General features: G+C 42.9%; 14 protein-coding genes. 6 read left to right on the top strand and 8 right to left on the bottom strand.

Annotated features, from left to right (window positions below; genetic code table 11):
- The first annotated feature begins 115 nt into the window (after window positions 1–115).
- The gene (locus tag JC606_RS01620; RefSeq protein ID WP_233090039.1) at window positions 116–1,462 is read left to right on the top strand and encodes a sphingomyelin phosphodiesterase; all 1,347 of its coding nucleotides are present in this window, start codon (window positions 116–118) and stop codon (window positions 1,460–1,462) included.
- A 248-nt stretch (window positions 1,463–1,710) separates the two neighbouring features.
- Window positions 1,711–2,802: a transporter substrate-binding domain-containing protein gene (locus tag JC606_RS01625; RefSeq protein WP_137408418.1), complete on the top strand. Its 1,092-nt coding sequence runs from the start codon at window positions 1,711–1,713 to the stop codon at window positions 2,800–2,802.
- 94 nt (window positions 2,803–2,896) lie between these two features.
- Here the strand turns inward: JC606_RS01625 and JC606_RS01630 are convergent, their stop codons facing one another.
- The 6 genes from JC606_RS01630 to JC606_RS01655 form a co-directional block, all read right to left on the bottom strand.
- Window positions 2,897–3,046: a hypothetical protein gene (locus tag JC606_RS01630; RefSeq protein ID WP_198777663.1), complete on the bottom strand. Its 150-nt coding sequence runs from the start codon at window positions 3,044–3,046 to the stop codon at window positions 2,897–2,899.
- Between the two features lie 292 nt (window positions 3,047–3,338).
- Window positions 3,339–4,253: a VirK/YbjX family protein gene (locus JC606_RS01635; RefSeq protein ID WP_137408416.1), complete on the bottom strand. Its 915-nt coding sequence runs from the start codon at window positions 4,251–4,253 to the stop codon at window positions 3,339–3,341.
- A 274-nt stretch (window positions 4,254–4,527) separates the two neighbouring features.
- Window positions 4,528–4,668, bottom strand: coding sequence for a hypothetical protein (locus tag JC606_RS01640; protein WP_162884293.1), 141 nt, complete (start codon window positions 4,666–4,668; stop codon window positions 4,528–4,530).
- 39 nt (window positions 4,669–4,707) lie between these two features.
- Entirely contained in the window at window positions 4,708–4,983 is a 276-nt protein-coding gene (locus tag JC606_RS01645; protein ID WP_137408415.1) for an HU family DNA-binding protein, read from the bottom strand.
- Between the two features lie 353 nt (window positions 4,984–5,336).
- Window positions 5,337–6,035 (bottom strand): VC0807 family protein, encoded by a 699-nt coding sequence (locus tag JC606_RS01650; protein WP_004741780.1) that lies wholly within the window; start codon window positions 6,033–6,035, stop codon window positions 5,337–5,339.
- A gap of 250 nt (window positions 6,036–6,285) precedes the next feature.
- The gene (locus JC606_RS01655; RefSeq protein ID WP_198777664.1) at window positions 6,286–6,858 is read right to left on the bottom strand and encodes a YceI family protein; all 573 of its coding nucleotides are present in this window, start codon (window positions 6,856–6,858) and stop codon (window positions 6,286–6,288) included.
- 275 nt (window positions 6,859–7,133) lie between these two features.
- On the opposite strand from JC606_RS01655, the gene JC606_RS01660 reads away from it, so the two are divergent.
- Entirely contained in the window at window positions 7,134–7,850 is a 717-nt protein-coding gene (locus JC606_RS01660; RefSeq protein ID WP_198777665.1) for a DUF1826 domain-containing protein, read from the top strand.
- A 55-nt stretch (window positions 7,851–7,905) separates the two neighbouring features.
- Here JC606_RS01660 and JC606_RS01665 read toward each other — a convergent pair whose 3' ends face one another.
- Window positions 7,906–8,265: a VOC family protein gene (locus JC606_RS01665; RefSeq protein ID WP_137408412.1), complete on the bottom strand. Its 360-nt coding sequence runs from the start codon at window positions 8,263–8,265 to the stop codon at window positions 7,906–7,908.
- A gap of 78 nt (window positions 8,266–8,343) precedes the next feature.
- Complete coding sequence (locus JC606_RS01670) at window positions 8,344–9,045, bottom strand: helix-turn-helix transcriptional regulator (RefSeq protein ID WP_137408411.1); 702 nt, start codon at window positions 9,043–9,045, stop codon at window positions 8,344–8,346.
- Between the two features lie 167 nt (window positions 9,046–9,212).
- On the opposite strand from JC606_RS01670, the gene JC606_RS01675 reads away from it, so the two are divergent.
- The 3 genes from JC606_RS01675 to JC606_RS01685 all read left to right on the top strand — a co-directional run bounded on the left by JC606_RS01675 (window position 9,213) and on the right by JC606_RS01685 (window position 12,843).
- Window positions 9,213–9,650, top strand: a complete 438-nt coding sequence (locus tag JC606_RS01675) for a RidA family protein (RefSeq protein ID WP_137408410.1) — start codon at window positions 9,213–9,215, stop codon at window positions 9,648–9,650.
- Window positions 9,651–9,716: 66 nt separating this feature from the next.
- Complete coding sequence (locus tag JC606_RS01680) at window positions 9,717–10,586, top strand: DMT family transporter (RefSeq protein WP_137408409.1); 870 nt, start codon at window positions 9,717–9,719, stop codon at window positions 10,584–10,586.
- 370 nt (window positions 10,587–10,956) lie between these two features.
- Window positions 10,957–12,843, top strand: a complete 1,887-nt coding sequence (locus JC606_RS01685; protein WP_198777666.1) for a methyl-accepting chemotaxis protein — start codon at window positions 10,957–10,959, stop codon at window positions 12,841–12,843.
- Window positions 12,844–12,958 lie beyond the last annotated feature (115 nt).

The raw sequence follows: 12,958 nt of genomic DNA on the forward strand, positions 1-12,958 counted from the left end.
CATCAATTCACTTGTAATAATGTACAGCAAGTGTCGATCATTATTTTTTATGAGCCTCCCATACTCAAAGTCATCAAATTACTCAGTGTTGCGTTATCTCTATTTTGTATTCGATATGAAACTAAGCTCTAATAATTTTTGGAGTGCGACAAACAAAAGAGTGCCTGAAGTGATGATCACCAAATTGATAAGTGCGACATTATTATGTTTGTTGTTTTTCTGTAGCGTTATCAAAGCAGAGACGAACATACGTATTTTGAATAACACCCGTGAGGATCTTAGCCTATTTATATCCGGAGATGAGCAAGTTATCACCTCAACCGGCGTCAACCATATCAGGCCTTATAGCTATGCTGAGGTTGCTAACCTGAGTCGATATGGTGGCATAAAAGCAGGCAAAGAATACTACTTTTTTATATTTTTAGGCTACGAATATCTCACTCCAATCGTTAGGCTAAAAGGAACAGCGTGGGGGTCAGATATGTCTTTTACCCTTGTCGATCCTGAAACCACACATATCGGTGACTTATACAGTGATCGAGCGATTCACGGGAACAATAAAGGGGGGTACCGATACTATTATAAGGCTGATTACACCGGTGGATATGATGATATAACGTTTGTTATAAGTGAAGAACCAACGGCTCCATCATCTGATGCGAATAGCATCAATATACTGACTTACAACGTATGGCTGCTCCCTTATATTGGAGAGCATATGAATGATAGAGACATACGAATAGCTGAAGCGGTCAAGAATCATGACGTGGTTTTTATGCAGGAGGTGTTCAGGCGAGAAAATGAACTACGTTTAAATGCGGACATGCAGCGCCATTTTCAGTATGTCAGTCATAAACTCGATGGTGGTGGCAGTAATACCTACGATGGCGGTGTTATTACTTATAGTAAATATCCCATTGTTGAACAGGCACAACATGTCTTTGATAACTGTCGGGGAACCGATTGTGCGGCAGATAAAGGTGTTCTCTATACCAAGATAATAAAAGATAGCCGCCCTTATCATCTGTTTAACCTGCATCTTGGCTCTTGGAATTCCCGCGAACATCGAAATATACGAATGCTGCAGGTCGGTGAAATACTCGCCTTTGTGGAACGGTTAGGTTTACCGGAGGACGAGCCTGTTATCTTCGGTGGTGATTTCAATATCGCCAAGCACAAGTTTCCGCTCGATTTCACTCAAATGCTAAGAGTATTGGATTTGCAAGAGCCTTCTTTAAAGGGGGCATTGACCTATAGTTACGATCCGCTTGTGAATCAAAACCTATCCGATAGTGATCAATCAGCCCAAGAACGATTGGACTATCTGTTGTATTCAAATAATGGCAGCGTGATGGCGAGTTCCAGCAAAATTGAAGTGTTACGCAGTTTTGACGATGATATGTGGGGTGTGTGGGATTTATCTGACCACCTAGCGGTAAGTGCACGTTTTGAAGTGCCCTAGGATAGTGTTTCTTTTATCTTAGCGGTCTGAAAGGTTCATCGATACAAAGTCAGTTTATGTATTAGGCCGAGCTCCAATGTTTTGCAGAATAAATAGGGTTCTCTATAGTTAAAGTAACAACTTTTAAAGCTAGGGCAGCACTGAACTCATCATAAAATATCTTCACTTCTGATCTCACTTGTGCGTTTTCAGTTGATGAGCCTTCATCTTCGATTCAATCCATCGCTGCCCATTCTGGAGGGCTGCTGATGCAAAATTTCTTCAAATTGGCACTTAGATTTTGTGCCGTTTTTTCTCTCTTACTTCTCCCTTTCTTTAGCTCAATGACTTCATCAGCACCACTTAAAGTTGGCGTTTACCCTTGTCCTCCTTTTGTTATTGGTTCGATGGATAATGAGTGGGATGGCCTCAGTATTGAGCTGTGGGAAAAGATCGCCAGGGATATGGATGTTGAGTTTACGATAGAAAACCATCCACTCGATGAGTTGCTTAGCGCTATTGAATCGGAACAAATAGACATAGGTGTGTCTTGCATTTCAATCACTCCAGAGCGAGAGATTTTTGCTGATTTTTCCCATTCATTTTACGAAACGCACCTTGCTATCGCAGTCAAAAAGAAAGGCTATCTTGAAACTTTACACTCGATATTCTTCAACCCAGCCTTGTGGTTGATCATCGGTGTGGTTGTATTTATCGCAGGTGTCATCGGCGCATTTTTCTATATGCTTGAACACGGTGAAAACCAGAAGCTCTATTCGATGAAAAGCCGAACTGGACGCTGGCTAGAGAGCTTTATCCTTGGTTTACTTTTCATTACTCGAGGCCCATTTAATTACTTTGAATTTAAGAGTTTAACGGGGCGGATTGCTACGGTGTTTATTGGCGTATTCAGTATGCTTTTCATTGCCAGTATTACTGCTGTGTTAGCGAGTAAACTTACACTCAGCCAAGGATCTTCTCAGATCAAAGGTATTAATGATCTAGCGAATGTCAAAGTAGGCGCCAAGGTCGCGACGACATCCTCTCTGCTATTGACCAGCTTTGGTATCAGACATGAGAACTATGTTGATATGCCAAGGCTTTTGGCTGCTCTAGAAGAAGGAGAAGTCGACGCCATTGTAGCGGATGATGTAGTGCTTAAATATATGATTGGGAATGGCAGAATGAGTGGCCAATTTGAAGGTTTAGAGGTGTTACCGTATCAGCTAGAGAAACAGAACTACGGTTTTATCATTACGGAAAATAACCCTTACGAAGAAGAGATTAACCGCGCTCTGTTGCAAATTCGAGAGTCTCGCAAGTGGCGTAAAATCTTAGTCGAGTATTTTGCAGACAACTAACCGAGACAACGATGCATAGCGTGAGGTATTAGCTGTTAGTCTGCTCTGATTCCAGCGCTGAGGTTTTGCGTTTTTTGTAATGTTTAACACCTGTCTAAATGACATAAGCGGCTACAAAAACGATCAATGCAGAGCGGAGTAGGATAGGCGCATCATGCTCTAATTGCTTAATATGGGGGGCGATACTGGCAAACAAACGGCTGGTAAAAAGCATCCCCATTACAAACATAACAACTTTATTCATCTGACTCGCCACTCAATTAGACACGTTACACAGAGCACTTTCTTATCGGTTCGCTTATCAAAACGGCCAAGAACGACTCTGCTCGAAATAAAAGCATGCGCTTCTCAAACAGCATCGTCAACGCGATATCAGCCTATAGCCGGTAAGCTAAAATTCCGTTTTTGGAAGTGGGAGTAGTTAGGTGTAGGAACTGTGCTTGATCGAAGCGTTTATAGACTCATACGAATAAGAACCTATAAAAGCTTGTCATTGGTGCGAAAACCTTTCGGTTGGCGATGTTAACCTCAACTCATTAGCTTGCTTTGGCTAGCTCAACCGTCAAGGTGATAGGAGCCTGTAGGTGAGGGTTAATAGCGGCTCTGAGATCTTCTTCATATTGGTCCAGCCAAGCGTAACGTTGGCGGTATAGCTTTCGTTTTTGGCGTTTAAGCGGCTCAAGATCCTTTCTTGTTGCGCGTAAAGGCAACACGTAAAAGCACTTGTTATGTTGTGCTCCGTTATGCTCTTCCCAAAGCTCATCATATTTTAGGTTGATGTCTTTGCTTTTCTTTCCATAGCGGAATGAGTTTGACACATGGCTCGCTTCGTTGACTGCGTAAATGTGGGTTATACCCAGGTCGGAGGCCATTAGTCTTAGTGTTTCAACGATAAATGACTTAGGTCTTAAGCCGTGCAACGCTTTGGTAAACGCTCGGCTGAACCCGTTATCATTGGCACCCCCTTGAACACCACCGATGTAGATATCATTGTTGAAGACAGAGAATGACAGGGTGTACATCTTATTCAATTGTGAATCAGTCAGCGACAGCGTGAGCTCGCCTTCTTTTCTTGAATTGCGCTCAAAACTGAGATTCAGTAAGTAAGTTTGTTCACCAATTTCTAGCTCTAAAAGGTTGATTCTTTCGTTGTAAATATTGTGTCGAGCTGGAGTGTTGAACGTATTTTCAAACCAGTCGTAATGCTTTGATAAAATTTCAATTTTCTGCTTTTTGCTAAAGCCATTACATAGGTAGGGTGTGACAAACTTAGATAGGAAATTCGGTTGCTTTTTAAATAAGAGTTTTCTCTCATCAGAGTTGAAATTCTCATTCATTCTTTTCGTATCTGAGTAATAAAACAATGCTCGAATTGTAAACTTAGCTATCGCTTTGTACTTGCCCTTGTTTTTATGGACATTAGCGTCAATTCCCATACGAACTACATTCATAATCACCTCAAAAGAAGAAGCATCCCCCGAACACATCCGCGTTGGGTTTTACGTTCTTTACACTCATAAACATCAAGGCTGCGATGATAATGAAAAGTGAAATTTAGGTATGTATGGGTATGTATGACAATGTAATCGGAACAATTACTTAGTGTGTGTATTTTGCGCAGATAGAAACGGCTAGTTCACGGGTACTTGCTGGTTAAACAAAAATGCCACTGCAAAGATGCAGTGGCATTGTTTATCTATCGCTTGTTATCAACGCAGGGCTAAATTAAAGCTCTAACAGTTTGGCCAGTTCACGCTCTTCTAGAAGCTCTTCAATACGTTGTCGAGTTTTAGGTGCTTGGTTTTCTGTTGATTTACCTGCTTTTTTAACGCGACTGCTTTTGGCTTTTTCCTTTGGCGTAGTCATCGTCATTTTCCTTATAGTTCTGCGTTTTAGGGCGCTAGCTTAAAGGTTGCACGACTCTTTTAGCGCTTTACTGGCTTTGAATGCTGGTGTTTTAGATGCAGCGATTTGAATTTCTTCGCCTGTACGTGGGTTACGACCCGTGCGAGCGGCACGAGTGTTTACTTTGAAGCTACCAAATCCAAGGATCGCTACTTCATCACCGTTAGCAAGCGTTGTTGAAATACCTTCTACAAGTGCATTTAGCGCGTTACCCGCTTGTTCTTTTGAAATGTCTGCAGATGTAGCGATGTGTTCAACTAATTGAGATTTGTTCATATTCTTGATTCCTTAGTGAGTAAGGCTGGTGTCTACCTTTGGCACCTAGCTTGAGTGATCTTATCAACACCAAGTACGATATTGTCAGTGATTGGGTAGGGCTTTGTTAAGTAACCAACAAGATCGTTCAGAAAACCATCAATTAAAAGCCTAATACAAGTTGTTGATTTTTAGCGTTTTAAATACGAATAGTAAAAGAGCTATCAGGAATTTTAGAGTTTGAGGGAATGGGTGAGTCATCATCGTGCCAATTATCTGCAACCTGAGTTATTCGTTTTACTTGATGATAGATAAAGCAAAGCCCAGCGAATTGCTGGGCTTAAGGTATTCAGGTTGAGCTGCTCTGAGTGAGCTTATTTATTGGTGACGAAAATTTGCTCTGTCTCTAGTGAGGTCATGTCACGAACTTGGCGCCAGATGTAGTAAAAAATACCTAACATCATTAGTAAGCTTGGAATCGCAATCGCAGGGTAGCTATATAGAGTCAATTTACCGAGTTCTTCATTGAACGCTGCTGTACCAGCAGGGCTAGTAACAATCCAAGTCGCCAGGAAATAGTTCATCGCGGAAGAGAATGCGAACGTGCTAGCGAACATGTAGTTAGACGTCATTAGGCAACGATCAAACTTAGCTTGGTTTCCGAATTGCTTTAAACGCTCTTCAATTAGAGCAATGTTCAGCAATGCAGGCGTGAAAATCACTTTTTGGATGAATGGGTAGCGAGTAAAGGTAGAGCCAAGTACCGCTAGGCCAATTAAGCCAGGGATTAAGGCTTCTTTTAGAGCTAACCAACGCGTGTCTAGTTCGAAGAAACCAATACCACCAGTTAGTAACACGCTGACAAAGCCAAGTGCAGCGATGAAGTTAAATTTCTTGTTGCGGATTAACTCCATGCCACCGTAAGCAATAGGGAAGGCGAGTGCGACAAGCAGTGCTAAGCCAGTTCCGAGGTGCTCTTCTCCGCTGAACTTCATTAGGATAAATGATGGAAGAAGGACGTTAAATACGACTTCAAAAAGAGGACTCGATTTTTTGTTTTCAGTGTTACTCATAATATCTAAATACATTGTGTTATGGATTTATTCTCAGTGATTGTTGTTTACCTCGACTGAGATGTAAAGCCTAAAGGGGTCATGCTATGTAACGACATGTGACACCGACGACATTAACGCCGCTTCCGAGTGGTAGATTGAACGTTCGAGGGGGAGTGTGTGAGGTTTGGAGTTACGCCCACTCATCAGGTAACGTTGTGATTACCTGATGAGTGTTAGGGCTCGTGTTAACTCACTCTGTAATCGACCTTTATTTATCGAACATTAAGTTGAAGTTGAGTGGCACCTTATCGGAAAGCGCTAATCCGCCTACCGTTGCTGAAAGTTTGTTTAAGTTGTCGGTCGAAATACCAAAATCTGCGCCATTGACGATGACCGTGGATGTTGAATTCACCATGACAAAACCGTCAGAGGGTACGACCATAACAGGGAAGTCGATGTTTTTGGTCACGCCGTGCAGAGTGACTTCCGCTGCTATCGTCGTATTATTTGGTTCACCTGTTAACAGCGAAGGCTCAACGGACCCTGAGATCTCAACCTCAGGAAAGTTCATAGATTCAAAATACAGCTCGTTTAGCCTTTGATCACGAATAGACACTCCTGTGCTAATACTCATCATGTCCAATACGATTGAAAATTTCCCATCTTCGGTAAGCCCACCGGACGAAGGCTTGATGGAAGCGGGTTCAACAACGAACTGCTTCTTAATGGTTGCGAATGTCACATTCGACAGCTTCGGATCTAATGTGTAGCCGCTTTCTGCAAAAGACTGCGCTGATATGGCGGTGCAAAGAAGCCCGGTCGTTGTAAGTAGTTTTTTCATAAGTTGTCACCACATAATGGATTGCCAGTTGAACAAATAGCGCTGTTCGTATTCTGAACAACTTTGAAAAGTATAGGGGCAAGCTCAGCTCAACACCTTACTCATGCACTAAATTCGGTAGGGGGCACACATGTCATATTGGTACGTATGGAACCATGATCTCTTGAGTTGTTTGAATATATACTGTTATGTTATAACATCTCCTTGGTTTGTTGTTTTGGCAAACAGAGATATTGCCTCTAGAGAATACGAGCGCGCAGCAAGGAGATGAGATAATGAATGCCGTTTTAGCTGAACCTTTGACAACGAGTTGTAATCAATCGTCAAGTATTGATGGAACGCTAGCTCATAAATGGCAGAAGGGCCGAAATCCATCTTCTAGTGCAGCTTCATCCCCGACAGTGTTGGCTGACATTTACCAAGATGATATCAATGTCGCGATATGGCAGCGTAACTTTGATGAGAGCTTAGCGTCTGAAATCAATGAATTTATTGCGGCTAACCCAAATTTTAGTAAGTCTGTTAGCGTGTCACCTGCAAACGCTTTCGACAAATTGGAATTCGCTACAGACGGAACGGCTTCAAAAGTCCTGCTAGAAAATATGGCTGAGCTGGTGGACATGTTCTGTTGCTTGTTTGAGCTTGAAGAAGTTGGTCTCCGCTTGGCTGTACTGAACAAGGCAATGTGTCCTCGCTTTCATTTTGACCAAGTACCTTGCCGGTTAGTGACAACCTATCATGGCATTGCGACTCAGTGGCTAGAGAACGATGCGGTTGACCGTTCTAAACTCGGTCGTGGAAGTAATGGTCAGCCAGATTCAGCATCCGGCCTATACAATAATCAATCTGATATCCAACAGATGGCCGCCGGTGATGTTGCGTTATTGAAAGGAGAGCGTTGGAGCGGTAATGAAAACAGAGGCCTTGTCCACCGTTCACCTGTCACTTCATCTGAAGAAGCTCGATTGTTACTGACCATAGACTTCGGTTAGTTCTTTTTGGCGGATGAGATGAGCAAGCAACAGGAGTGTCGCTCGCTCTTTTCATTTAGGCGAAGATTCGAATGCGGTGGCCGTCTGGGTCAACTGCGACAAAGTTGATACCAAACACGGACTCTTCAGGCGCTTGTTCAAATTGTATTCCTTTCTCGCTCCATTCTTTATAAAGGTTTTCTAGAGTATGTTTATCTGTTACTGGCATGGATAGTTCAGTGCCGCCGCCAGTTACTTTGCTTACTGGTGTTAAAGCATCAGATTGCTTGAGGGTGATCTTTACGTTGCTTGCAAAAGTTATGGCAGCAAACGTTGGTGATAGCAGTGTTGGCTCACAGTCAAAGGCTTTGGAATAAAAATCCATGCTGCTGTGAATGTCAGTGACATAAAGGACAAGTGAATCGATAGTAAACATAGCTGCTCCTAGTTAGGTTATCTGGTGTGGTGCTTCTTTGGACAACAGGAATATATCCCTAACTAGTGACAGTTTTTGTCAGTAGCGAATCACTTTGTCTGTAATTCCTTCCATGCTTTGCCACTCTTTGAGTAAGCTATTCCGTGACTTCGAATATTTTTCTTCCAGTTTGGCCCATTTGCTAATTCTATCGAGCCTGAAGTTTCGATAGGCACTGCGTGTTTCACACCAAGCGACCAGCACATAATAGTTTTCAAATACGCCGATCAGCATTGGCCATACGACCCTAGAACTGACTTTTGCCTTGGCGTCTGTGTAGTGAATTTGAGCTTTGTTTTGCTGCTTGATCGCTCGCTTTATCTCCGACAGTTCAAAACTTAAGTCTGTAACCTCAATGATTGAAGCAACACGAATGATATCTTCACTGCGCCTAGCTTGATGGTCAGAAGGGAGCACGGCCGAGATCTTGGCAATCGCATTTCTAGCCGACTCACTAAATTCTCCATTAGCTTGCTTAGCGATCCATTCCGCACCGAGTCGCAACGCTTCTAGCTCTTCCGAGGAGAACATCATTGGTGGCAGAGTAAAGGTAGGTTTGAGCAGGTAGCCCACACCAGCTTCGCCATCGATTTCCGCGCCTTGTGCTTGTAGTGTTGCAATATCACGATAGATGGTACGTGTACTGACATTCAGTTCTTGAGCAAGGTGAGCGGCAGGCACGGGATATTTGTGACAGCGCAATAATTGAAGCAAATCAAAGAGGCGTTGGCTTCGAGACATAAGCAAACTCTATGGACATAACGACTTATAAGATTATTCGAATCATAGGGTAAACGCTAGGTTACCTCCATAGGTAACTGATTTAATGAAAATTGTTTGTTGACTTAAAGTTAGGTTGAAGTTTTACACTCCTTAACGTTAAAAACACAGCTTAATAGGGCAACAGAATGTCACGTAAAAGATTGAAATTTTATAATCCTGAAAAACTTTTTAACCCAACTCCTTTTGGTTTTTGCCATACGGTGAAGACCTCCGCGAACGGAGAGTTTGTTTTTATTTCAGGGCAAAGCGGTGGTGAAGGACTGGAACATGAATTAGACATAGATTTTCGTCGTCAGGTTAAGGTTGTTTTATCTAATCTTGATGTTGCGTTACGGGCACATGACTTAGGTTTTGATGATGTAGCTAAGATTACCGTCCTGATTGTTGATCATGATTCAGATAAACTTCATATCTGGGGCGAAGAAATGCTTAAATGTTGGGCTGAAGAGCGCTTACCCGCGAGCACACTGATCCCAGTTCCGAAACTCGCGTTAGATGGAATGCTAATTGAAGTCGATGCTATAGCTTTTAAATCACAGACTCCTAGTTGTCGTAATCAATAAGACAAAACTGTCAGTACATACCATTTTTACTTTTTATCAGCGTAAATTCTCCGGACAATATTAAACATGCTAAAAAATTATTTAACGTTAATCGCTATTGGGCTGATTTGGGGTTCCCAATTTATTTTCCAAGAAATTTCAATTCAAGGGTTCTCTCCAGTCTGGGTAGGGACACTTCGAGCTGTACTAGGTGCGATGACACTTATTGTTATATGTAAACTTATAAGAGTTAAAAGCATTAGCAATCAGTGGGGGCTTTTTGCTCTTATAGGGCTATTAGAAGCTGCGATCCCTTTTGTTCTTGTGCCTTGGGCACAGCAGAACTTATCTAGTTCAATTACGGCGATATTGATGGGCACACTGCCTTTTTATGCGTTATTGCTATCACCTGTATTTATAAAAGGAGTAAGAATAACTAAGGGAAACGCTGTAAGTGTCATCGTCGGCTTTAGCGGGTTATTGGTCTTATTCTCCCCAGAAATGTTGTCGAATACTGGCAATATAGATTTATTGAGCGCAGCCGGCATAGTTGTTGCGGCCGTGAGTTTCGCAATAGCGCTTTTGTTACTGAACCGTGTTCGAGATGAACATCCATTGATTGTCGCGCGAAATGTACTTTGTATGGCGAGCATTCAACTGATGTTGATTGCGGCTTTGACTTCGCCAATCTTTAGCGTTAAGCCTACCGCTACATCAGTGTTTTCGTTGGTTTACTTAGGAGTGATGTGTGCGGGTGTGGTTTATTATCTTTATATGATGAGTATACAAAACGCCGGGCCGGTATTTACTTCAATGACTAACTATCTTGTACCCTCTGTGGGTGTGTTTATTGGAGTATTACTTGCGAATGAGCCTGTACACCCCACAACATGGTTAGCGTTGGTTATCATATTATCTGCACTGTTTATCAATCAAAAGCTCGCCGAAAACCGTTAGCGGCTGTTTAGAAATATGTAAATTCATTTCTTTAAAAGTGAACATGAATTGCGTAAGTCACGTCTCTATAGATAGGAATTAAAAGGTCTCGTAACGACGAGATCTTTTGTGTGGGGCTGTGATTGATGTTGAAGCGATACGCGCGGCATTTACCAATCACATGAGACTGATGAATTAATATGGGAGCCTTAGCGTATGATGTTCGACCTTTTGGTTTGATCTGGATCTATCTTTCGGCTCACATATACCTTAAATACAATATCTTAGGGCATTTTATAATTTATTTTAATGTGTAAAATATATCAGCTTGCTTTCAGCGTGGGAACGGTCCTGTTTCCAGCGCTATTTATACAAAAATTATAGGTTTCCTATGTTAAAGAAACTCTCACTTAAGAATAAGCTGGCGATTTCTGCCAGTCTGGCCATCATCCTGGGGGGGATTTTGGTTGAAGCACTGTCATTCCGTGCTTCATTGCAGCGTTTGGATACAGAAGTTGAACAGCGTTTAGAAGGTGCATCGGCTTCATACAATCAATACGTATCGGATTGGATCTTATCCAAAGAGCGTGCGCTTACTTCTCTGTCTCAAGAGTCTCAAAAGGAGAGTTTGGTTACTCACCTGAAACAGGTTCGCGATTCTGGCTCTTTTGATAATGTCTTCTTAGCGTATCCTGATGGCTCACAAGAAAATGCCAATGGGGTAGTGTTACCACCGGGTAATGATGATCCTCGTTTGTGGGGCTGGTATACCAATGCGGTTGCTAATCCAAGTAAGGTTTTCATGGACAACCCTACGGTTGCGGCTGCAACGGGAGCGAATGTAGTGTCACTAGGCACCGCAATGCAACTGCATGGCCAACAGGTCGTATTGGGCGCGGATGTTGAAATAACCGATATTCTAAATAGCCTTGAGCAAGTAATTCTTCCAGGTGAAGGTTACATGTTTATCGCGACCAACAAGGGCACGGTTTACACGCACGCAGACACTAAGCTACTGAACAAAGATATCAGCTCACTTGGTTTGAACTTTTCAGATGTGCAAAAGGCGTTGGTAAGCGGTAAGGACATCTCTATTGAGTTGAACGGTACTGACTATGTGCTGTATGCGCGTGCAATTGATGGAACCAATCTAATTACGATTAGCGTAGTGAATCATGACTCTTTAGTGGCGCCACTCTTTGACGCTGTTATCGGTCAAGTGTTGGTGACATTGCTAGTAGTGGTGGTTTGTACGGTACTATTTAATTTGCTTTGTACCATTCTATTCCGTCCACTGAATCATGTGTCTCAAGCTCTGGCGCAAATTGTGAACGGCAGTGGTGACTTAACTCAACGCATTCATGTTGATAATCAAGATGAAGTGGGCGAGCTTGCTCAGAACTTCAATACGTTTGTCGGCAGCTTACAGCAGTTGATAGGTCATATCCGCGGACAATCAGAGCAGCTCAACAGTCAGTCAGAGCAAAGTGCTCAGCGTGCGAACCGCTCTGTGGATGAGCTAAACCACCAGCAGCAAGAAATCACTATGGTCGCGACGGCGGTAACTGAAATGGCCTGTGCAACTCAAGAGATTGCATCACATGCCGAGCAAACAGCGAAAGCTGCACAAGACTCAGCGACAAGCACTAACAGTGGTCACGCTCTGGTTGTCGACACTAAAGGCTCAATCAATAACTTGGCCAATGAAGTGAACGAAGCGGGCAACGTGATCAGCGAGCTAAACAAGCACGCTCAAGAGATCTCAACAGTATTAGCGACAATCCAAGGCATTGCAGAGCAAACTAACTTACTTGCTTTGAATGCAGCGATTGAAGCTGCTCGTGCTGGCGAACAAGGTCGTGGCTTTGCTGTGGTTGCTGATGAAGTACGTGTGCTTTCGCAGCGTACTCACTCTTCAACAGAAGAGATCAAATCAACGATTGATATCCTACAGCGCACAACGACCCAAGCCGTTGAGCTGATGGAAAGTAGTTCTAAACTGGCAATACATTCAGTAGAAGATGCCGACAGAGCTTCGCATGCGCTTGAAGAGATCAATACGGCAGTTGCTTTGATTAGCGATATGGCGACTCAAATCGCCACGGCTGCTGAAGAGCAAACACACGTGACTGGTGAAATTACCCAGAACGTGACGACCATTAAAGATGTCACTGACCACTTAGTTGTGGGCGCGCAGGACAGCTTAACTGAGTCGAACGAACTTAAGAGCCAAGCCGCTGGTTTAAGTGACAAAGTGGCGACTTTTAAGCTTGCTTAACGGTCTTGTTCTCTGATGCCTGATCAGTGAATGAACAGTAAGCAATAAGCCAAAGCGACGTAGATTACGTCGCTTTTTTTGTGGCAATTGTTAGACGGTAGAACAAGATAAGTCA

Source organism: Vibrio sp. IB15 (assembly GCF_016406055.1).
Lineage (GTDB): Bacteria > Pseudomonadota > Gammaproteobacteria > Enterobacterales > Vibrionaceae > Vibrio > Vibrio chagasii.